This is a genomic window from Microlunatus sp. YIM B11417 (genome assembly GCF_059617205.1).
This window is the reverse complement of the sequence record NZ_JCAMPJ010000016.1, coordinates 21,723-42,678: the sequence shown is the minus strand read 5'-3', so window position 1 is coordinate 42,678 and position 20,956 is coordinate 21,723. Positions and strand designations below refer to the sequence as shown.

21 protein-coding genes are annotated in these 20,956 nt (G+C 70.5%); 6 read left to right on the top strand and 15 right to left on the bottom strand.

The window, feature by feature from the left end:
* Window positions 1–17: 17 nt before the first annotated feature.
* The 6 genes from AC6CCG_RS34165 to AC6CCG_RS34140 form a co-directional block, all read right to left on the bottom strand.
* A complete protein-coding gene (locus tag AC6CCG_RS34165) occupies window positions 18–794 on the bottom strand; it encodes a succinate dehydrogenase/fumarate reductase iron-sulfur subunit (RefSeq protein ID WP_496659330.1) in 777 nt (258 codons plus the stop codon).
* 7 nt (window positions 795–801) lie between these two features.
* On the bottom strand, window positions 802–2,646 hold the full coding sequence (locus AC6CCG_RS34160; RefSeq protein ID WP_496659329.1) for a fumarate reductase/succinate dehydrogenase flavoprotein subunit: 1,845 nt from the start codon (window positions 2,644–2,646) through the stop codon (window positions 802–804).
* 17 nt (window positions 2,647–2,663) lie between these two features.
* Window positions 2,664–3,467 carry a succinate dehydrogenase subunit SdhC gene (gene sdhC / locus AC6CCG_RS34155; RefSeq protein ID WP_496659328.1) on the bottom strand — a complete coding sequence of 268 codons (804 nt, stop codon included), beginning with the start codon at window positions 3,465–3,467 and terminating at the stop codon, window positions 2,664–2,666.
* 275 nt (window positions 3,468–3,742) lie between these two features.
* Window positions 3,743–5,047 (bottom strand): MFS transporter, encoded by a 1,305-nt coding sequence (locus AC6CCG_RS34150; protein ID WP_496659327.1) that lies wholly within the window; start codon window positions 5,045–5,047, stop codon window positions 3,743–3,745.
* Window positions 5,048–5,076: 29 nt separating this feature from the next.
* Window positions 5,077–5,976 (bottom strand): NADP-dependent oxidoreductase, encoded by a 900-nt coding sequence (locus AC6CCG_RS34145; RefSeq protein ID WP_496659326.1) that lies wholly within the window; start codon window positions 5,974–5,976, stop codon window positions 5,077–5,079.
* Complete coding sequence (locus AC6CCG_RS34140; RefSeq protein ID WP_496659353.1) at window positions 5,976–7,220, bottom strand: APC family permease; 1,245 nt, start codon at window positions 7,218–7,220, stop codon at window positions 5,976–5,978. Before AC6CCG_RS34140 ends, AC6CCG_RS34145 begins: the two co-directional genes overlap by 1 nt.
* 73 nt (window positions 7,221–7,293) lie before the next feature.
* Here AC6CCG_RS34140 and AC6CCG_RS34135 point away from each other — a divergent pair, with 73 nt between their 5' ends.
* Genes AC6CCG_RS34135 through AC6CCG_RS34125 form a run of 3 tightly spaced genes read left to right on the top strand, consistent with a single transcriptional unit; the run spans window position 7,294 to window position 10,354 of the window.
* Entirely contained in the window at window positions 7,294–8,571 is a 1,278-nt protein-coding gene (locus AC6CCG_RS34135; RefSeq protein ID WP_496659325.1) for an ABC transporter substrate-binding protein, read from the top strand.
* A 29-nt stretch (window positions 8,572–8,600) separates the two neighbouring features.
* Window positions 8,601–9,533 carry a carbohydrate ABC transporter permease gene (locus AC6CCG_RS34130; protein ID WP_496659324.1) on the top strand — a complete coding sequence of 311 codons (933 nt, stop codon included), beginning with the start codon at window positions 8,601–8,603 and terminating at the stop codon, window positions 9,531–9,533.
* The gene (locus AC6CCG_RS34125; protein WP_496659323.1) at window positions 9,530–10,354 is read left to right on the top strand and encodes a carbohydrate ABC transporter permease; all 825 of its coding nucleotides are present in this window, start codon (window positions 9,530–9,532) and stop codon (window positions 10,352–10,354) included. Before AC6CCG_RS34130 ends, AC6CCG_RS34125 begins: the two co-directional genes overlap by 4 nt.
* Window positions 10,355–10,424: 70 nt before the next feature.
* On the opposite strand, the gene AC6CCG_RS34120 is transcribed toward AC6CCG_RS34125, so the two are convergent.
* The 3 genes from AC6CCG_RS34120 to AC6CCG_RS34110 all read right to left on the bottom strand — a co-directional run bounded on the left by AC6CCG_RS34120 (window position 10,425) and on the right by AC6CCG_RS34110 (window position 12,391).
* Window positions 10,425–10,985, bottom strand: coding sequence for a hypothetical protein (locus AC6CCG_RS34120; RefSeq protein ID WP_496659322.1), 561 nt, complete (start codon window positions 10,983–10,985; stop codon window positions 10,425–10,427).
* A 105-nt stretch (window positions 10,986–11,090) separates the two neighbouring features.
* On the bottom strand, window positions 11,091–11,744 hold the full coding sequence (locus AC6CCG_RS34115; protein WP_496659321.1) for a hypothetical protein: 654 nt from the start codon (window positions 11,742–11,744) through the stop codon (window positions 11,091–11,093).
* On the bottom strand, window positions 11,741–12,391 hold the full coding sequence (locus AC6CCG_RS34110) for an RNA polymerase sigma factor (RefSeq protein ID WP_496659320.1): 651 nt from the start codon (window positions 12,389–12,391) through the stop codon (window positions 11,741–11,743). The genes AC6CCG_RS34115 and AC6CCG_RS34110 overlap by 4 nt, the downstream gene beginning before the upstream one ends.
* 173 nt (window positions 12,392–12,564) lie before the next feature.
* Here AC6CCG_RS34110 and AC6CCG_RS34105 point away from each other — a divergent pair, with 173 nt between their 5' ends.
* The gene (locus tag AC6CCG_RS34105) at window positions 12,565–13,464 is read left to right on the top strand and encodes a DUF2510 domain-containing protein (RefSeq protein ID WP_496659319.1); all 900 of its coding nucleotides are present in this window, start codon (window positions 12,565–12,567) and stop codon (window positions 13,462–13,464) included.
* Here AC6CCG_RS34105 and AC6CCG_RS34100 read toward each other — a convergent pair whose 3' ends face one another.
* From AC6CCG_RS34100 to AC6CCG_RS34080, 5 genes are all read right to left on the bottom strand, one after another.
* Window positions 13,465–14,346 (bottom strand): DUF559 domain-containing protein, encoded by an 882-nt coding sequence (locus AC6CCG_RS34100; protein ID WP_496659318.1) that lies wholly within the window; start codon window positions 14,344–14,346, stop codon window positions 13,465–13,467.
* Window positions 14,347–14,494: 148 nt separating this feature from the next.
* Window positions 14,495–15,697 (bottom strand): ABC transporter permease, encoded by a 1,203-nt coding sequence (locus tag AC6CCG_RS34095; RefSeq protein WP_496659317.1) that lies wholly within the window; start codon window positions 15,695–15,697, stop codon window positions 14,495–14,497.
* Window positions 15,694–16,410: an ABC transporter ATP-binding protein gene (locus tag AC6CCG_RS34090; protein ID WP_496659352.1), complete on the bottom strand. Its 717-nt coding sequence runs from the start codon at window positions 16,408–16,410 to the stop codon at window positions 15,694–15,696. The genes AC6CCG_RS34095 and AC6CCG_RS34090 overlap by 4 nt, the downstream gene beginning before the upstream one ends.
* A 44-nt stretch (window positions 16,411–16,454) precedes the next feature.
* Complete coding sequence (locus AC6CCG_RS34085; protein WP_496659316.1) at window positions 16,455–17,537, bottom strand: peptidoglycan-binding protein; 1,083 nt, start codon at window positions 17,535–17,537, stop codon at window positions 16,455–16,457.
* A complete protein-coding gene (locus tag AC6CCG_RS34080) occupies window positions 17,534–18,046 on the bottom strand; it encodes a hypothetical protein (RefSeq protein WP_496659315.1) in 513 nt (170 codons plus the stop codon). Before AC6CCG_RS34080 ends, AC6CCG_RS34085 begins: the two co-directional genes overlap by 4 nt.
* A 147-nt stretch (window positions 18,047–18,193) precedes the next feature.
* Here AC6CCG_RS34080 and AC6CCG_RS34075 point away from each other — a divergent pair, with 147 nt between their 5' ends.
* On the top strand, window positions 18,194–18,850 hold the full coding sequence (locus tag AC6CCG_RS34075) for a response regulator transcription factor (protein ID WP_496659351.1): 657 nt from the start codon (window positions 18,194–18,196) through the stop codon (window positions 18,848–18,850).
* The gene (locus AC6CCG_RS34070) at window positions 18,847–20,109 is read left to right on the top strand and encodes a sensor histidine kinase (RefSeq protein ID WP_496659314.1); all 1,263 of its coding nucleotides are present in this window, start codon (window positions 18,847–18,849) and stop codon (window positions 20,107–20,109) included. Before AC6CCG_RS34075 ends, AC6CCG_RS34070 begins: the two co-directional genes overlap by 4 nt.
* Here the strand turns inward: AC6CCG_RS34070 and AC6CCG_RS34065 are convergent, their stop codons facing one another.
* The gene (locus tag AC6CCG_RS34065) at window positions 20,110–20,907 is read right to left on the bottom strand and encodes an LLM class flavin-dependent oxidoreductase (RefSeq protein ID WP_496659313.1); all 798 of its coding nucleotides are present in this window, start codon (window positions 20,905–20,907) and stop codon (window positions 20,110–20,112) included. It abuts the gene before it with no gap.
* Window positions 20,908–20,956 lie beyond the last annotated feature (49 nt).

Here is a 20,956-nt window from a genome sequence, read left to right as displayed (position 1 = left end):
CAGGCCCAGAGCACGGGTCAGGCGTCCTCGCGGCCCCGGTAGTCCTTGGTCCGGATCCCGATCTTGTTGCCGAGCCAGACCAGCGGGTCGAACTTGCGGTCGACCACGCGTTCCTTCATCGGGATGATCGCGTTGTCGGTGATCTTGATGTTCTCCGGGCAGACCTCGGTGCAGCACTTGGTGATGTTGCACATGCCGAGACCGGCGGCACCCTGAGCCAGCTCGCGGCGATCATGGGTGTCCAGCGGGTGCATGTCCAGCTCGGCGTACCGGAGGAAGAACCGCGGCCCGGCGAACGCGGGCTTGTTCTCCTCATGATCACGTACGACGTGGCAGGTGTTCTGGCAGAGGAAGCACTCGATGCACTTGCGGAACTCCTGGCCGCGCTCGACATCGACCTGCATCATCCGGCGCTTGCCGTCGGCGTCCCGGGGCGGCGGAGCGAAGGCCGGCAGCTCGGCCGCCTTCTCGTAGTTGAAGGACACGTCGGTGACCAGGTCGCGGACCACCGGGAACGACCGCATCGGCGTGACGGTGATCGTTTCGGTCTCGTCGAAGTCGGACAGCCGGGTCATGCACATCAGCCGCGGCCGCCCGTTCACCTCGGCGCTGCAGGAGCCGCACTTGCCGGCCTTGCAGTTCCACCGGACCGCGAGATCGCCGGCCTGGGTGGCCTGCAGCCGGTGGATCGCGTCCAGCACGACCTCGCCGGACTCGACCGGCACGGTGTAGTCGGTCAGTTCGCCGCCCGACTCGTCGCCGCGCCAGATCCGCATCTTCAGGTCGTATCCCATGATCAACTCACTTGCTCTCGAAGAAGGTCTTGAGCTCGTCCGGCATGACCGGCAGCGGCTGCTGGGCCAGGTCGACCCCGTCGCCGCGATCGTTGAGGGTGAGCACGATGTTCTTGGTGCCCCAGACGTCATCGGTCATCGGGTAGTCGTCCCGGGTGTGGCCGCCGCGCGACTCGGTGCGTTCCAGCGCGGCCTTGGCGATGCATTCCGACACCAGCAGCATGTTGCGCAGGTCGATCGCCAGGTGCCAGCCGGGGTTGTACTGCCGGTGACCTTCGACGGACAGGTTGCGCACCCGCTCCTTGAATCCCTCGACCGCCTCCGCCGCCTTGCTCAGTTCGTCGGCGGTCCGGATGATCCCGACCAGGTCGTTCATCGTCTGCTGCAGCTCTTGGTGGATCGTGTACGGATTCTCGCCGCCCTCGGTCTCGAACGGGGCCAGCGCCGACGCCTGGGCCGCCTTGATCTCCGCCTCGTCGAGCGGCGGCCGGGTCTCGCCCGTCTTCGCCGCGTAGGCCGCCGCCGCCTCGCCGGCGCGGCGCCCGAAGACCAGCAGGTCGGACAGCGAGTTGCCGCCGAGCCGGTTGGAGCCGTGCATGCCGCCGGAGCACTCCCCCACGGCGTAGAGCCCGGTGACACCGGTCAGCTCGGTGTCGGCATCCACCTCGACGCCGCCCATCACGTAGTGACAGGTCGGCCCGATCTCCATCGGCTCCGCGGTGATGTCGACGTCGGCCAGCTCCTTGAACTGGTGGTACATCGACGGCAACCGGCGCCGGATGAACTCCGGGCTCCGGCGGGACGCGATGTCGAGGAAGATGCCGCCGTGGGGCGATCCCCGGCCCGCCTTGATCTCGGAGTTGATCGCCCGGGCCACCTCGTCCCGCGGCAACAGTTCCGGCGGCCGCCGGTTGTTCGCCTTGTCCTCGTACCAGCGGTCGGCCTCGGCCTCGCTGTCGGCGGTCTCGGCCTTGAAGAACTCCGGGATGTAGTCGAACATGAACCGCTTGCCCTCGGAGTTCTTCAGGATGCCGCCGTCACCGCGGACCGACTCGGTGACCAGCAGCCCCTTCACCGACGGCGGCCACACCATGCCGGTCGGGTGGAACTGGACGAACTCCATGTTGATCAAGGAAGCGCCGGCGCGCAGGGCCAGGGCGTGCCCGTCGCCGGTGTACTCCCAGGAGTTGGAGGTGACCTTGAACGCCTTGCCGATCCCGCCGGTCGCCAAGATCACCGACGGCGCCTCGAAGACCACGAACCGGCCGGTCTCGCGCCAGTAGCCGAAGGCGCCGTTGATCTTCTTCGACCCCTGGTCGGCGCCGGTCAGCAGGTCGGTGATCGTACATTCCATGAAGACGTCGATGCCCAGCTGCACGGCGCGCTGCTGCAGCGTCCTGATCATCTCCAGGCCGGTCCGGTCGCCGACGTGGGCGAGCCGGGCGTAGCGGTGCCCGCCGAAGTCGCGCTGGGAGATCAGCCCGTCCTCGGTCCGGTCGAACAGCGCACCCCAGTCCTCGAGCTCCATCACCCGCTCGGGCGCCTCCTGCGCGTGCAACTGGGCCATCCGCCAGTTGTTCAGCATCTTGCCGCCGCGCATGGTGTCGCGGAAGTGGACCTCCCAGTTGTCCTCCGGCCACCGGTTGCCCATCGCGGCGGCGATGCCGCCCTCGGCCATCACCGTGTGCGCCTTGCCCAGCAGGGATTTGCAGACGATCGCGGTCCGCGCACCGGCGTCGTGGGCGGCGATCGCGGCGCGCAGCCCGGCGCCGCCGGCACCGATCACGATCACGTCGTACGCGTGCCGCTCCAGCCCGCCGACCTCGCTGCCGGACATCTCGTTCCCGGTCATGGGATGACGATCACTCATCAGAAGAACCTCACATCGGTGATCACGCCGGTGGCCAGCAGGTAGATGTAGAGATCGGCCAGCGCGACCGAGAAGAGCGAAGCCCAGGCCAGCAGCGAATGCCGCTGGTTGAGCTTCGAGACCCAGGTCCACAGCTTGTAGCGCACCGGGTGCTTGGAGAAGTGCCGCAGCCGGCCGCCCATGATGTGCCGGCAGGAGTGGCAGGACAGGGTGTAGAGCCAGATCAGCACGACGTTGATCAACAGGATCAACGTGCCGAGCCCCATGTGGCCCCATTCATGATCGGCGTTGCGGAACGCCAGCACCACGTCGAACGTGAGCACGCCGGCGACCAGCACCGCCGCGTACCAGAACCAGCGGTGGATGTTCTGCAGGATCAGCGGGAACCGGGTCTCGCCCGTGTACTTCTTGTGCGGCTCGGCCACCGCGCAGGCCGGCGGGGAGAACCAGAACGCCCGGTAGTAGGCCTTGCGGTAGTAGTAGCAGGTGAACCGGAAGCCGAGCGGGAAGATCAGGATGATCAACGCCGGCGACAACTGCCACCAGGAGAACGGCCTGCCGAAATCCGAGGAGCCCTCGACGCACAGGTCGGTCAGGCACGGCGAGTAGAACGGCGACAGGTAGGGCGAGGCGTAGTAGTTCGCCCCGCTGAACGCCCGCCAGGTCGCATAGATCACGAATCCCGTGAACACGACGAAGGTCGCCAGCGGGTTCAGCCACCACCGGTCCTGCCGCAAGGTCCGCGCGTCGATCCGGGCCCGGGTGGGTCCGTTGACACCAGTCGGCGTTTCGGTTGACGCCATTGCCACCTCCGCTGATCCGATCCGATCTGCAGAGTGCAGTCTGCCAGCACGGCGCACAGTCGTGGCAAGGACCCGCCGCCGAATTGGATGGTTACCCGGCCGCGCTTCTCCTCGCGAGTTTCTCCACCTGTTGGATTATCCGGGAGGTTACTCAGCTTCGAGCAGGCGTCGGTTTTTCACGTCCCGTGAAGAACTGTCGCTTCCCCACAGATGCTTCTCTGGTAAAGCGCCAACTTTTCACGGGACGTGAAAAACCTGTGACTCCTGTGACGAGGTCAGAGGGCGTCGATGGGCTCGGTGCGGCGGATCGCGAAGGCGGCGCTGACGGCGGTGATCACGCTCATCGCGGCCAGCACGACGCCCGGATGCCACCAGGCGTAGCCGCTGGACTGGCCGAGGAGCAGGGTGAGCGCGGGGACGAAGCCGGAGATGATCGCGGCGACGGCGTACGCGAACGAGATCGCCGCGTAGCGGAACCGGCCGGCGAACAGTTCGGTCATCAGCCCGCCCAGTGCGGCCCAGCTGAGGGTCGGCAGGATGCCGCCGATGATCATCATCGCGACCAGGATGCCGAAGCTCGCCGACTGCAGCAGGGCGTAGATCGGGAACGCCACGACCAGGGTGCCGATCGCCCCGATCAGGACCACCCGGGCCGACCCGATCCGTTCGGCCCAGAAGCCGAACAGCGGGATGGTGATCAACTGCAGCAGACCGCCGATCGTCGTCGCCAGCAGCAGTTGGGCGTAGTCGAAGTTCAGCGTGGTGACGCCGTAGTTCAGCGTGTAGGTGTTCATCAGCGAGTACGAGCCGATGCCGAGCAACGCCGCGCCGGTGGCCAGCAGCATCGCCAGCGGGCGCTGCCGGAACGCTTGCAGCAAAGGGATCCGAGCCCTGCGGTCCTCGGCCACGACCTCACGGAAGACCGGAGTCTCGTCGATCGAGTAGCGCAGCCAGAGCGAGATCAGCAGCAGCGGGAACGCAGCCAGGAACGGCACCCGCCAGCCCCAGGCCAGCAGGTCGGCCTCGGACAGCAGCACGGGCAGCGCCAGGTAGAGCGCGGCGCTCAGGATGGAGCCCACCGGCGACCCCAGCTGCGGTACGGCCGCGTAGAGAGCCCGCCGCCCCGGCCGCGCGCTCTCGGTGGACAGCAGTACGGCACCGCCCCACTCGCCGCCGAGCGAGAGACCCTGGATCAGCCGGAGCCCGACCAGCAGCACGGCACCGAGCCAGCCCGCGGTCGCGTAGTCGGGCAGCAGGCCGATCGCTCCGGTCGCCACGCCCATGATCGTGATGGTGATGATCAAGGCGGCGCGGCGGCCGAACCGGTCGCCCAGGTGGCCGAACACGATCGCGCCGAGCGGCCGCGCGACGAAGCCGAGCGCATTGGCCAGGAAGGCGCTCAGGGTGCCGCCGAAGACGCCGAGCGGTTCGAAGAACAGCGGCCCGATGAAGAACGCGGACAGGTAGCTGAAGACGTAGAAGTCGAACGACTCCAGCGAGGTTCCGACCAGGGACGCCCAGAGGACCTTGCGGGCCTTCCGGTCGTTCGTCACCCGGGAACCGTGCAGCTGCGTGGTCACCTCCGGGCCAACCTCCGCGACCGGCCGCTCTATTCCCGGACCAGGACGAGCTTGCCGCGGACCCCGCCGGCCTCGCTGTCCCGGTGCGCGGCGACGACGTCGGCGTACGGGTAGGTCGTGACCGGGATCCGCAGCTCGCCGGCGGCGAGCGCGTCGGCCACCTCAGCCAGCGCGGCGACCGGGTCGCCGCCCCCGCCGGTGACGTGGATGCCGGTGTCGGCGGCGTCGAAGTTGGCGATGCTGACCACCCGGCGCGGATCGCCGGCCAGATCGATCAGCACGTCCATGATCGTCTTCCCGGCGACGTCGAAGACCGCGTCCGGGCCGTCCGGCCAGAGCGCTCGGACCCGGTCCGCCAGGCCGTCGCCGTACACCACGGGGTCGGCGCCGAGCGAGCGCAGGTAGTCCTGGTTCGCGGCGCTGCCGGTGGCGATCACCCGGTAGCCGCGGCGCCGGCCCAGCTGGACCGCCACCGTGCCGACGCCGCCGCTGCCGCCGTCGATCAGCAGCCGAGCGGCCGGCGCCAGGCCGAGCAGGTCGAAGGACCGGATCGCCGCCTCGCCGGTGGTCGCCGCGGCCGCCGCCGTCGCGTCGTCGACGCCGTCCGGCTTCCTGGCCCAGGCGTGCAGCACCGCCCGTTCGGCGTACGTCGAGCGGCCCAGCCCGAACACCGGGTCGCCCGCCGACCAGTCCGTCACGCCCGGTCCGACGGCGGCGATCACCCCGGCGGCGTCGACGCCGAGGACCACCGGTTCGACCGGCTCCGGCCCGGCGGCGAACATCCCGGTCCGGACCTTCCGGTCGAACGGGTTGATCGAAGCGGCCCCGACCAAGATCACGATCTCGCCCGGCCCGGGCGACGGTGGCTCGGCCTGTTCGACCGCCAGCACTTCGGGTCCGCCGAATCGATGCAGTCGGACAGCAAGCATCAGCCGCTCCTTCGTCCCAGTCGGGTACGGAGAACGTAGCCGATCGCGCCGAGCAGCAGCACCGCGGCGCCGGTGATCGCCGAGGCCGGCGGCAGCGCGGCCGCCACCACCAGGCAGCCGGCCAGCCCGATGATCGGCAACGCCCGCGGCGGCCGGCCCTCCGCCCGGGTCAGGGTGAGGGCGGAGGCGTTGGCGATCGCGTAGTAGACCAGGACGGCGAAGGAGGAGAAGCCGATCACCGAACGGAGGTCGGCCACCCCGGCCAGCACCGCGACGACCAGGCCGACCACGATGATCGTCCGGTGCGGCACCGCGAACCGGGGATGGATCGCGGCCAGCGGCGGCGGCAGGTGCCGGTCCCGGGCCATCGCCAGCGCGGTCCGGGACACGCCCAGGATCATCGCCAGCAGGCTGCCCAGCGAGGCCAGGGCCGCGCCCACCGCGACGACCGGGAGGAAGCCGGTCTGACCGGCCCGGGTGACCACGTCGGTGAGCGGCGCGGTGGACCGGCCCAGGTCCGGGCCCAGTACGGCGATCACGGTCGCGCCGACGACGGCGTACAAGATCAGGACGATGCCGAGCGCCACCCCGACGGCGATCGGGATGGTCCGTTCCGGCTGCCGTACCTCCTCGCCGAGGGTCGCCACCCGGGCGTAGCCGGCGAAGGCGAAGAAGATCAGCCCCGCGGCCTGCAGCACGCCCCACACCGAGGCATCCGGGCCGAGCGCCAGCCGGCCCGGGTCGGCGGCGGGCGAGGTCAGCCCGATGATCACCACTGCGGCCAGCACCAGCAGCACGGCCCCGACGATCAGCCGCGAGGCCCAGGCCGCCTTCTGGATGCCGAGGCAGTTGATCACCGTCAGCAGCAGCACCGCGGCGACCGCGACCAGGTGGGCCTGGTCCGGCCACAGGTACCAGCCGGCGGTCAGCGCCATCGCCGCGCAGGACGCGGTCTTGCCGACGACGAACCCCCAGCCGGCCAGGTAGCCCCAGAACGGCCCGAGCCGTTCCCGCCCGTACACGTAGGTGCCGCCGGAGTCCGGGTAGCGGGCCGCCAGTCGGGCCGACGAGGTGGCATTGCAATAGGCGATCAGCGCCGCGACGGCGAGCGCGATCGGCAGTCCGGTCCCGGCCGCCGCGGCGGCCGGTCCGAACACGGCGAAGACTCCGGCGCCGATCATCGCGGCCAGCCCCACGGTGACGGCGTCGCCGACTCCCAGCCGGCGGTGCAGCTCCCCGTTCATGATCACGTACCGGAACCCTACCGAAGGGTGAGCCGTCCAGCGCGGCAGCTCGAATGTCAATTAGAGTCCCGCTATGGCGATCCGACGACGTGCCTTCCTCACCCTGACCGGCGGTCTTGCCGCGGCTGCCGGACTGACGGCCTGCGGTTCGAACACCGGCCGCCCCGAGCCGGGCGGGTCGTCCTCGGCGGGCGGCGCCAAGCCGGCGCTGAGCCAGTGGTACCACGAGTACGGCGAGGACGGCGTCGAGGAGGCGGTCAAGAAGTACGCCGCCGCCTACGACAAGGCCACCGTGACGGTGCAGTGGAACCCGGGCGACTACGAGAAGCTGGTCTCCTCGGCCCTGCTCACCGACAAGGCGCCGGACGTCTTCGAGTACGCCAACGGCCCGACCCTCGACATGATCAAGGCCGGGCAGGCGCTCGACCTGACCACGATGCTCGGCGACGCCAAGTCCCAGTTCACCCAGTCCGTGCTGGAGGCGGCCAGCTGGGACGGCAAGGTGTACGCGATCCCGCAGACCGTGGACATGCAGATGCTCTTCTACCGCAAGTCGGCGCTGGACAAGGCGGGCGTGGCGCCGCCGGCGACGATCGACGACCTGATCAAGGCCGTGCCGGCGGTGAAGACCAAGGACATGGGCGGCTTCTACGCCGGCACCGACGGCGGTATCGGCGTGCTCAGCTCGATGTTCATCTGGGCCTCCGGCCAGGAGCAGATCTCGGCCGACAAGACCACGATCGGCTTCGACAACGCCGAGGGCCACGCGGCGTTCGCGAAGTTCGCCGAGCTGGCCGCGGCCGACGGCTACGTGCCCAGCGCGTCGGGCGACTGGTCCACGGCGTCCCCGTTCGTCAACGGCGAGACGGCGATGCAGTGGAGCGGGCTGTGGATCCTGCCCGAGGTCACCGAGGCGCTCGGCGACGACTTCGGCGTGCTGCCGTTCCCCTCGGTCGGTGCGGCCGGCCGGCCCGCGGTCCCGTTCGGCGCGTTCGGCGCCTGCGTCAACGCCAAGGGCAAGAACGTCGAGGCCGCGACGGAGTTCGTCCGCTGGCTCTGGGTCGACCAGGAGGCCGACCAGCTGGAGTTCTCGAACGCCTTCGGCACCCACATCCCGGCCAAGACCGCCCTGGTCCCGAAGGCGGACAAGGTCGCGTCCGGTGCGGGCGCCGAGGCGGCGAAGTTCGTCGCCGACGGCGGCCACGCCAACGACAAGCTGTGGACACCGGCGATCCAGCAGGCGATCACCGCGGCGGTGACCAACGTGGTGCAGAAGAAGGCCGATCCGAAGTCGGAGATCGCCGAGGTCGCGGCCACGGCCAAGGCGGACATCAAGCGCCTGAACGGCTGAGCCGCTTCGACAGGCTCAGGGCACAAGGAATGGCTCGCACGGCACTGTCCCGGCGGATCCGCGGGTTGCACGACCGCAACCTGTGGCAGTTGATCTTCGTCGCACCGTTCTTCGCCGGGCTGTTGATCTTCACGATCGTGCCGATCGGCTGGAGCGCCTGGCTGTCGGTGTTCGACGCCCGGAACACGGTGACACCGACGGAGTTCGTCGGCTTCGACAACTACCTCTACCTGCTGGGCGACCGGGCGTTCCAGACCAGCCTGGGCACCTTCATCGTGTTCGCGCTGTTCATCGTCCCGACGACGTTCGTGATCTCGCTCGGCCTGGCCTTGCTGGTCAACCGGGCCACCGTGGCGAAGGCGTTCTTCCGGTCGGCGTTCTTCCTGCCGACCGCGTGCTCGTACGTGATCGCGGCGATGGTGTGGCGGCTGGTCTTCTTCAACGGCGCCCGGTTCGGCATGATCAACAGCTTCCTCCGCGAGCTGGGTCTGGACCCGGTGAACTGGCTCGGCGGCGGCAACTACCTCTACTGGGTGGTGCTGGTCACGCTGCGGCTGTGGCTGCAGGTCGGCTTCTACATGATCTTGTTCATCGCCGGCCTGCAGCGGATCCCGGCCGACACGTACGAGGCGGCGGCGATCGACGGTGCGCAGGGCTGGCGGGTGTTCCGCTACATCACGTTCCCGCAGCTGCGGGCCACCTCGATCGCGGTCGTGCTGCTGCTGTTGATCAACGCGTTCCAGGCGTTCGACGAGTTCTACAACACGCTGATCTCGGTGGGCAGCTATCCCCCGTTCGCCAAGCCGCCGCTGGTCTACCTGTATCTGGTGTCGTTCGGCTCCGGCAGCCAGGACCTCGGCCTGGGCAGCGCCGGATCGATGATCTTGACCGTGGTGATCGCGATCTTCGGGCTGGCCCAGCTCGGGATCCTGTCCCTGGTCGGACGGGAGCGTACGAAGTGAAGCCGCGTCCGCTGCCGACCGCCCTCCGCTACACCGCGCTGATCATCCTGGCCGCCGTGTTCCTGCTGCCGTTCTGGGTGATCCTGCGCAATGCCTTCTCCACCAGCCCGTGGATCACGGCGGCCCAATGGCACTGGCTGCCGAACGCGGTCGGGCTGGACAACCTGACCGAGCTGCTGGGCAACTCCGGCGTCCCGATCGTCCGCAGCCTGATCAACTCCGCCGTCGTCTCAGTACTGCAGACGGTGGCAACGGTGATCATCTCCGCGCTGGCCGGCTACGGCCTGGCGATCGACAACAAGATCAGCAAGGTGCTGCTGGCGATCACCCTGGCCACCCTGATGGTGCCAGCCGCGGTGACCTTCGTGCCGACGTTCGTCATGGTGTCCAGCCTGGGCTGGATCTCCAGTCTGCGCGGCCTGATCATCCCTGGCATGTTCTCGGCCCTGGCCACGTTCCTGTTCCGGCAGTACTTCCTGTCCTTCCCGCGCGAGCTCGAGGAGGCGGCCTATCTGGACGGGGCCGGTTACTGGCGGACGTTCTGGCGGATCGTGCTGCCGAACTCGTACGGCATCTGTGCGGCGGTCGGCACCTTGATCTTCATCGGCTCGTGGAACGCCTTCCTGTGGCCGCTGCTGATCGGCCAGGACCCCGGCTACCGGACGATCCAGCTCGCCTTGAGCCAGTTCCTCACCTCGCAGCGGGTCGACTACCCGCAACTCTTCACCGGTGCCGTCGTCGCGATCGTCCCGGTCCTGCTGGTCTTCCTGTTCCTGCAGCGCTATCTGATCCAGGGAGTGGAACGGTCCGGCATCGATTGATCATCGATGCCGGACCGTTCTCCTTGCCCCCCGCCCCGTCGGTTCCCCCAGGTACCGGCGGAAGTTCAGATCACCCCTGGCAGAAGGGGATCTTCTTGCTGGACTTCACGGCGCTCGCCGGGACCCAGCCGTCCTCCAGGGTGACCACCCAGCGCTTGCCGCCGCCGGCCGCCGTGTAGGCGTAGCAGAGCACTTCCTGCCCGCCGCCGGCATGCTGCAGCCGGCGCTTCTTGTCCGCGGTGGACGGGCCCTGCCGGGAGTAGACGTCCTTGGTGATCTTGACCGAGATCGTCTCGCCCGAGTCGCCACACCAGCGCGGCTTCGGCCCGGTCAGGTCGACGTACTTGGCCGAGACCCAGTTGGCGTCACCCTCGGCGGCGACCAGGTACCACTCGGCGTTGCCGCCGACGATGGTGCCCTTGGTCCGGCAGTCGATGCTGATCTTCGACCCGTTCTTGAAGAGATAGTTCTTCGCCGTGTGAGTGCTGGGCGCGATCCGGCCGTTGAGGCCGCCGTTGGCGTCCACCGTGCCGGTGACGAACCTCGGGGCCGCAGTGGCGTTGAAGGCCAGGGCGGCCATCAGGCCGGCACCCGCAACTGCTGCACCGACAATCCGCATGACCATACGCATCGAGTCATCCTCCTCGGGATGGAAGTTTTCGTTCTGTCACCCGGGAGTAGTCCGGCGGCGGCCGCACGGTTGCATAGTGTGATCCAACTCACACAGGAGGGTGCATCAGCGGGTGATCCGCCAGCGCGCCTCGCCGCCGTAGTCGTTGCTGTACGTGAGCACGGTGACCGGCTCGTCCGGGCCGATCGCCTCGAACGGCAACCAACCGGTGACGCAGTCGCCGACGGCGTAACGGGTGCCGCTCGGATAGACCGGCTCGAACGCCGGCTTCCGGAGGTCCTCGACATTGGCCTGATAGGAGTTGCGCTCGGTGACGGCGCGCCAGGCGTACCAGCCGATCGGGATCGCGTCGCTCTCGTAGTTCGGCGGCGTTCCGGTGAGGCAGGTCCGGATCCGGGCGGCGAAGCCGGCCGAGGTCTGCCGACTGTCCAGCAGGGTGAACGTGAAGTACTCCAGGTCGACCCGGCCGCCGACCGGCAGTTCCTCCGGACCGTCCGACGGCCTCGGCGACGGAGCCGGGGTCGGGCCGGCCGAGGCCTGGGTGCTCGGCGGCGGGTCGCCGGCCACGTCGGGCCCGGACAGGCGGGCCAGCAGGCCGAGGCCTATCGCTCCGGCGAGCACCGCGATGACGGCGGCGAGGGCGTACCAGGCCCGGCGGCGTCGCACCGGACGCTCCTGGCCGGCCGGCTCGTCGAGGATCCGGTCGATCCGGACCTGCTTGTCCGACAACCGCCGGTTCGGCGGCAGCTCGAGGTTCATTCCGGGCTCCCGTACAACAGGCCGGCCAGGGGCGTCCGGTGCAGCCGGTCCCGGGCCCGCTTCAGCCGGGACTTCACGGTGCCGACCGGCAGCCCGAGCACGACGCCCGCCTCGGCCAGCGACAGTTCGGACCAGGCCACCAGCTCGACCACCTCGCGCTGGTTCCGCGGCAGCACCCGGAGCGCGCGGCTGATCTCACGCATCGTCGCCTCCGCCGTCACCCAGCGGTCCGTGTCGTCCGTTCCGCTCCGTTCCGGCTGAGCCTCGATCCGGTCGACCAGGCCGGTCTGCCGGCGGACCGAGCGGAGCTGATTGCTGCACTCGTTGCGCGCCATCGAGAACAGCACCGGCCGCGCCGACGGCAGCTGGAGGTCGTCCACGGTGCCGTGCTGGACCCGCCGCCAGAGGGCGGTGAACGTCGCCTGGACCACGTCGTCGGCGACCGCCCACGACCCGGTCCGGCGGAACCCGAAGTTGTAGACCGCGTCGCTGTGGCGCACGAAGATCGCCCGGAACGCGTCCCGGTCGCCGGCCCGCAGGTCCCGCCACAGGGCCACGTCGTCCCGGGCGTCGGGCGGCGGATCCGCTGGACGCGGGGACGTGGGGTCGCGAAGGCCGGCGTCCGGCTCGGCGCCCTCGTCCCGCATCGCAGCTGATCCTCCCGGCCTCGGTCATCCGGCCACCTCCGTCCGCATCGCGACAGACCCTTCCACGGGTACGGAGTCCGGCAACCCGGTGGAGGTTCCCCGCCTGCGCAGACTGCCATCCAACCAGGCAGGGGGCCGTCCAGCTGCGACCCCGGCGGGATAGCCTCTGCGGCATGTCGACGCCTGGCTGGTACCCCGATCCCGGTGGCCGGCCCGGCGCGTACCGCTATTGGGACGGCCGGGCCTGGTCCGACCAGACCACGACCCGCCCGCGGCCCGCGCCCGGTGACGGCCGGCAGGGATCCCGGCGCGGCGTCGTGCTCGTCGTCGTCGCGGTGGTGCTGGTCCTCGTGCTCGCGGTCACCGGGATCCTCATCGCCCGTACCCTCACCAGCGGGGCGCGGCCGATCACCGACCCGCAACCGGAGTCGACGGTGAGCGCCTGGGACGACTCGAAGCCGACCGCCTCTCCCACTCCGTCGCCGAGCCCGTCCCCGAGCCCGTCGCCGTCGGGTACGCCGTCCCGGCGGGAACGGGTCTCCTGCCCGAGCGGTGATCCGACCGCGGTCGCGGCACACCCCGACGACGGCCGGGTGCACGGCGGCAGGCTGTCCTTCCCGACCGTCGGAGCCGGCTACGGTCCGCCGCGGTCGAAGCTCGGACTGAGCTGGTTCTACGACGTCGCGTCCCAGTCCCAGATCACCGAACCGGGCTGGGAGTCCTGGTTCGCCGTCGGCGAGCTCGCCGTCCAGCCCGGCTTCGAGTCGCCGGCCGACGCCGCCGAGAGCTCGATGCAGTGTGTGATCAACCCGAGCTGGTTCTCCGACTTCGAGAGCCGGACCGATGTGCGCAACGAGGCGTATACCCTGGACGGCCGCAAGGGCTGGATCATCTCCGCCGAGATCCGGGTCGACAACCCCAGCATCAGCGTCGACGGCGACGTCGTCACGATCATGATCATCGACGACGGCCGGACCGACCGCTACAGCGGCTTCGTCAGCATCGTCCCGATCGGCGATGCCCCGCGCAACCAGCTGGCCAAGGAGGCCCTGGCCGGTCTCCGCGTCGGCTGATCACCAGCGCTCGAACAGGGTCTGCCACTCGTTCCCGAAGCGCGGCGGCCGACCCCGGTAGCCTCGCTCGATCAAGTGATCATGGATCGTCGCGACCAGAGCCCGGGCCTGCCTCAGTCGCGCCGCGGTCACCCGGATCACGGCATAGCCGGCCGCGACGAGTGCCTCGTACCGTTCGATGTCCGCGCTCCACTGCCAGCCGTCGGTCCGATGCTGTTCGCCCTCGTACTCGATCACGACCCGGAACTCGTCGTAGTAGAGATCAACTTCGGCGATCCGCCGCTGCTCGTCGCCGACCGCCACGTTGCACCGCGGCTCCGGCAACCCGGCCATGATCAACATCAGCCGGAGCTCCGACTCACGAAGCGATGCGACGTTCGAGCGGGCCAGGGACGCGGCCCGGTTCGCGGTACGGCAGCCGCGGCCCGTCGCCGTGGCAGCGGCCTGGATCAGGACGGCTGCGGTCGCTCGCTCCAGCCTGATCAACCGATCGGCGGCCGCGACCGCATCGATGATCGACAGCTCGGCGCAGGCAGCGACCCAGGCGGGCACCGGCAGCGCGACCCGGTGCCGGGCCGGCGGCAACTGGTGTACGCGAGCCAGCCGGAGTCCGGGCACCCGGTGGCGCAGAGCGGTCGCCGTCGCGAGCCGTACCGGAAGGGCCTCGCCCACCTCGGCCCCGTGCAGCCACAACGCGGTGACCCCGACCACGATCGCGTCCGGCGGCGCCGCGAGCACGGCCGCCGCGCACTGCTCCAGCAGTGTCGGCTCACCGCCGCTGTCGAGGTACACCCCGCGGATCAGCCGTCGCAGCGAGCGCACCCGATTCCCCTGCCCCCGCTCCCGCTCCAACCGAGCCGTCGTCAACCTGGCCTCCCCCATCAGCCCACCCTCCCGTCCCCTGGCCCCACTCCGCCACCCCCAACCCTCGATCTGTGGATAACTCGAGCCGAAGCTCATCGAGTGGACACTTTGACCGGCAGATCGGCCGAGATCGAGGTCGAAGTGTCCACTCGAGGGTGCCCTCCGGCTACGGGGCGGCGAGGGCCTCCGTCGGGGACAGGCGGGAGGCCCGGACGGCGGGATAGAGGCCGGCGATGCAGCCGACCAGGAGGGTGGCGGCTAGACCGCCGGCGACGGCCCAGAGGGGGACGACGGCGGTCCAGGCCTGGTAGGTCGCATAGCCGACCGTGGCCGCCGCCCCGATCGCCGCTCCGGCCAGGCCGCCGAGGCCGGACAGCAGCAGGGACTCGACCAGGAACTGGGTCCGGACCTGGCCGTGGGTCGCGCCGAGCGAGCGGCGCAGGCCGATCTCGGCTCGGCGTTCCAGGACGGAGATCACCATGGTGTTGGCGATTCCGACCCCGCCGACCAGGAGCGCGACCGCGCCCAGCCCGACCAGCAGGCCGGTGAAGGCCCGGTCGGCCGCCTGCTGGGCCGCCAGCGCGTCGGACGGCCGGGAGACGTCGACCTCGTTCGGCGCCTCCGGATTCGCCGTCGCGCCGAGGACCGCCGCGACCTGTTCCACCTGAGCCTCGGCCGACCGGGTGTAGACGCGAGTCGGGTGTCCGTCGAAACCGAGCACGGCCTCGGCGGCCGGCCAGCCGATCAGGGCCGCGCTGTCCAGCTCCGGGGCGAGCACCGACGGTGCCAGGATGCCGGCGACGACGAACCGGACGCCACCGATGATCACCGTGACCTCCGGACCGGGCGCGGTGATCCCGAGCCGCTCGGCCGCGTAGGACCCGAGCACGGTGACCGGGTAGCTGCCGGTCGCGGCGTTCAGCCAGGAACCCGCCTCGAGGTCGGTGCCGGTGGTCGCGAGGAGATCGGTCCGGGCCGCGTAGGTCGCGATCCCGCCGGACTGCTCGACCGGGATCCGGTCGTTGCGGTACACCTTCGCGTCCGGCACCAGCCCGGTCGCCGAGGTCGCCTCGACCGGCCCGATCCGGCCGATCATGGACTCGGCGGTGAGCGGCAGGGTGGCCGCGCCGCCGGTGAACGTCGAGCCGGCGTCGGCGGTCAGCAGGTTGGTGCCGAGTGCGTCGAGGGTTCGGTCCAGCTCGGCCCTGGACGAGGCCGAGATGCCGATCACCGCGACCATCGCGGCGATGCCGATGGCGATCCCCAACGAGGAAAGCACGGCCCGCAACGGCCGGGTGCGCAAGCCGACCGCGCCGACCCTGATCACGTCGGCGAGCGGCATCCGGCCCGGCCGCAAGGCCCGGCTCACGACGCCACCTCACCAAGATCATCAGCATGCAGATCATGATCATCCGCCGGCTCTCGCCGATCCTCGACCACCCGGCCGTCGAGCATCCGGATCTGGCGCGGCAGCGAGTCGGCGAGTTCTCGATCATGGGTGATGATCACGACCGTGGTCCCGTCCGCGTTCAGTTCGCGGAGCAGCCGCATCACCGCCGCCGACGACACCGAGTCCAGCGCGCCGGTCGGTTCGTCGGCCAGCAACAGGGCCGGCTCCCCCACCACGGCCCGGGCGATGGCGACCCGTTGCCGCTCGCCGCCGGACAGCTCGTGCGGCCGGTGATCGACGCGGGCGGACAGGCCGACCCGGTCGAGAGCCGCAGCGGCCCGCCGGCGGCGTTGGCGACGGGAGGTCCGGGTGTAGAGCAACCCGTCGGCGACGTTGTCCAGCGCCGATACGCCGGCAGCCAGGTGGAACTGCTGGAACACGAACCCGATCCGGTACGCCCGCAAGGCCGACAGCTGACGGTCGGTCAGGTCGGCGACCTCGTACCCGTCGATGATCACCGCGCCGGACGACGGCCGGTCCAGGGTGCCGATCAGGTGCAGCAGCGTCGACTTGCCCGAGCCCGACGGGCCGACGACCGCGGCCAGTTCGCCGGGGTCGACCCGGAGCGACGCCCGGTCCAGGGCCACCACCCCGTCCGAGTAGGCCTTGCTGGCCCGGTTCACCGTGATCATGCCGGACCCGGACCCGGACCCGGACCCGGTCCCGCTCTCGGTGATCATTCGGGCATCCCGACGACGGTGCCCTCGTCGATCCCCTCGCCGGACACCTCGACCCGGCCGTCGGCGAACAGCCCGGTGTCGACCTTCACGTAGGAGGTGCTGCCGCCGGCGACGACCTCGACCCCGTACCCTCCCTCGGCCAGCGCCAGCAACGCGGTCACCGGGACGGTCAGCACGTCCTCGCGTTCACCGGTGGTGACGATCAGGTCGACCGCCGCCTGGTCGTACCCGGCGGCCGCCTCGATCGCCTTGTCGCCGGAGAGTTCGGCGACCGCGATCACCGCGGTCGACGCTTCCTCCTGCTGGCCGGAGGCCGCCTGAACCTCGGTCGACAGCTCGGTGATCTCGGCCGGCACCCGCTTCCCGTCCGGGAGCTCGACCTCGACCGCGGCCCCGGTCTTCACGTCGGCCAGGTCGGACGGCTCCAACTGCACCGTGACCGCCTTCGCGGTCGAGGTGTGGCTGAGCACCGGCTGGCCCGGCGTCGCGGCGGCACTCAGCTCGACGTCCAGGCCCTCGACCCGGCGGGATTCCGGCAGGAACGCCACCCGGCCCAGGTCGACGGTCCCGGTCTCCGCCAGGCCGAGGTCGTCCTGCCACTCCTCGACCGCCTCGGCGGTGCGCCAGGTGAACTCGTCGTCCACGGTGAAGCCGTCGTAGCCGAGTTCCTCCAGATTGCGTTCCAGCTGTTCCACGTCGGCCCCCTCGTCGCCCTCCTTGAGGGCCCGGTAGGCCGGCAGCTCGCCGTACAGCAGGATCACCGGGTCCCCGTCGACGGAGTAGAGCGGCCGGCCGCTCTTGATCACGTCGCCGACGTCGGGCAGGCCGGTGATCGTCCCGGTCAGCCGGTTCGTCGTCGCCGCGGCGACGCCGTAGCCGAGTTCGCCGTCGTACTCCGAGGTGGCGGTCAGCGTCTGCCGGGTCACCTCGGCGGTCGCCGGCGGCAGCACGGGCGGGCTCTGGTTCGCCGCCTTGCCCCACCCCTGCGCGCCGAACCAGACCGCCGACCCGCCGCCCGCGGCAGCCACGGCGAGGAAGATCACGGCGGCCACCCGGCCGCCCCGGCGGCGCCGCGTCACTTGCCCACCGCCCCGCCGAGCAGGTCCTTGCAGGCCTCCTGCGCGGCCTCGAAGTCGGGATCCTGGGCGAGCTCCTTGTTGATCTGGATGCCGGGCTGGTTCGGGTCGGGGTCCGGGAACTTCTCGACGCCGTTCTCCCGCATGCACTTCGCGAAGTCCTGCGCGGCGCCCATCCGCTGCTGGTACTTCGGATCACTCTTGTCCATCTGCGGCGCCAGGTCGCGGCAGGCCTCCATCGCCGCCTTGGACGTGCCCTGGTCGCCCTGGACGCGCAGCTTGAGCCGGCCGTCGGGACCGGGGTCGTCGACCTCCATGCCGTGCTCGCGCAGGCATTCGACGTACGCCATCGTCGCCTGCTTCGGGTCCTGGCTCGGGGCGCCGGACGCCGACGGCCCGGGCTCCCCGCCGCCGGCACTGGCCACGCCCCCGCCGTCCGTACCGGCACAACCGGCCAGCACGACCAAGATCAACAGCAGGCCGGCGAACGGGCCGGCTCCGCGCTTCAGCATCGTCTTTCTCCTTCACTCGAACGGATTCCGCCCCAGTGAAGCCCGGCCCACGTTTCCCGACCGTTACCCGATTCATGGCCGGCTAACAGGAAGGAAACATAGGGTCACGCAAGATCGCCGAGGAACACCGAGAAGGGGATGCCGATCATGCGCGTGCTGGTGGTCGAGGACGAGCCGATCCTCGCCGAGGCGATCGCCGAATGGCTGCGGGACGAACCGCACGCGGTGGACGTCGTCGGCGACGGAGCCGCGGCGGTGGAACGGATCCACACCTACGACTACGACGTCGTGGTGCTCGATCGTGATCTTCCGGTGCTGCACGGCGACGAGGTCTGCCGGCACCTGATCGAATCGCCGTCGACCGCCCGCGTGCTGATGCTGACCGCCTCCGCGGCTGTCGCCGACCGGGTCGGCGGGCTGAGCCTCGGCGCCGACGACTACCTGACCAAGCCGTTCGCGCTGGCCGAACTGGCGGCCCGGGTGCAGGCCCTCGGCCGCCGGTCCCGTCCCGCCGCGCCGCCGGTGCTCCGCCGCGGCGACCTGGAGCTGGACCCGTCCCGTCGCGAGGTGTTCCGGGACGGCGTCCAGATCTCCTTGGCCAGAAAGGAGTTCGGGGTGCTGGCCGAGCTGCTCCGGGCCGACGGGGCGACCGTCTCGGCGGAACAGCTGTTGGAGAAGGTGTGGGACGAGTTCGCCGACCCGTTCACCGGCTCCGTCCGGCTGACCGTCCACAAGCTGCGCCGCAAACTCGGCGAACCGACCTTGATCGACACGATCACCGGCGTCGGCTATCGGCTGCGATGAGGATCCCGAGGCTGCGCCGGTCGATCGGGCTGCGAGGCCGGCTGACCCTGATCTACGGCGGGTTGTTCCTGGCCGGCGGCGTGACGTTGTTGATCACCACCTACCTGCTGTTCCACCAGCAGCTCACCGGGCAACTGCTGCGGCAGAAGGTCGCCTGGATCAATCCCGGCGGCGCCGAACCGCTGCCCGACAAGGCGGGCCTGCCCACCAAGAGCCAGGTGTACGTCTACACGCCGGACGGCCGGATCCTGTCCGGGGCGGACGCCCGGACCTTCATGGCCGAGCAGGCGGCCCGGCTGCAGGACGCGGCGTCCCAATCCTTGCTGCTGTTCGGCGGCATCGCGCTGCTGATCATCGGCGGCCTGGCCGTCGGGCTCGGCTGGCTGGTGGCCGGCCGCGTGCTGGCACCCCTGCACCGGGTCCGCGGTGCCGCCGAACGGATCGCCGCGGCGCCGACCGCGAACCACGGCCTGCGGGAGCGGATCGCCCTGTCCGGGCCGGACGACGAGGTGAAGGATCTGGCCGCCGCGTTCGACACCATGGTGGAGCGTCTGGACGCCTCGTTCGCCGGCCAGCAACGGTTCGTGGCCAACGCCTCGCACGAGCTCCGCACCCCGCTCGCACTCAGCCGGGCCATGATCGAACTCGCCCTGCACCGCAAGCAGACATCGCCGGACCTGCGCCGGCTCGGCGAGGACCTGCTCCAGGTGAACGCGCGGCACGAGACCTTGATCAACGGGCTGCTGGTGCTGGCCGGGATCGACAACGAGCCACTCGAGGCGCGCCCCGTCGACCTGGCCGAGATCGTCGACCACGCGGTCGGCGACACCGCGACCGAGGCCGCCGCGGCGGGCGTGACCGTACGGACGACGACCGGGCCGGCACCGACGGTCGGCGACTCGCTGCTGCTGCAGCGGCTGGCGCACAACCTGGTCCAGAACGCGATTCGGCACAACGTGCCCGAGCACGGCTGGGTCGACGTCGAGACCGGCATCGCCGGCGACCGGGCCACGCTGCGGGTGATCAACTCCGGGCCGGTGGTCCGCGCCCACCAGGTGCCGCAGCTGTTCGAACCGTTCCGCAGGCTGGACGCCGACCGGCTGGCCGGGCGCAACGGCTCCGGGCTCGGCCTGTCGATCGTCCGGTCGGTCGTGACGGCCCATCGTGGACAGCTGGAGGCCGAGCCGGCACCGGGCGGCGGGCTGGACATCAGAGTCAGCCTGCCGGTCTCCCGGCCGGCGCTGGAACCGGCCGGCTGATCACCGCGGAGGGCCGGCCAGGATCCGGGCCCGGGTCTCGGCGAACGTCTCCTCCCGGTGCCGCGGGCCGTCGATCGCCCAGGTCGCGCCGGCGTCGGCCAGCTCGTCGGCTCTGGCGTGGTCGGCGAGCGGTGTCACCACGTCGAAGCCCGGTCCCGGGTCGAGTTCCGCGACCAGCTCGGCCAGGGCGTCCGGGGTGAGCGCGCCGGTGTCCCGCGACTGCGGGACGATCCCGTCCCAGCGGGCCGCTCGCCGTACTCCGGGGCGGGCAGGCAGCGTCGCCGCGACCCAGATCGGCGGCCGTGGCCGCTGCACCGCGCCCGGCAGCAGCTCGGCCGACACCTGGTAGTGCTCGCCATGGTGGTCGACCCGTTCGCCGCGGAGCAACCGGTCCAGCACCGGCAGGGCCTCGTCCAACCGGGCCGCGTGCAGCCTCGGCTCGACCGGCTCGCCGAACGCCCCGTACTCCGTCGCCTGCGGCACCCCGAGCCCGACCCCGAGCACCGCGCGGCCACCGGTCAGGTGATCGAGCGTGACGACCTCCTTGGCCAGCTTCCACGGTCTTCGCCGAGGCACCGGTGTGACCATGGTGCCCAGCCGCAACCGTCCGGTGTGCGCACCGATCGCGCCGAGCTGCACCCACGGGTCATACGTCGGCTCTCGCCGGCCCGGGTCGAGCTGCACGTGGTCCCAGAGGAAGAAGCCGTCCCAGCCGGCCTGTTCGACCTCGACCGCGAACCGGACCAGTTCGGCCGGCGGGTGCCCGTTGGGCAGGTTCACCCCGAATCTCATCGCCATCACCCCGTCCTATCAGCCGGTACGGACAGTCCCCGCCGCCGCGACCCGG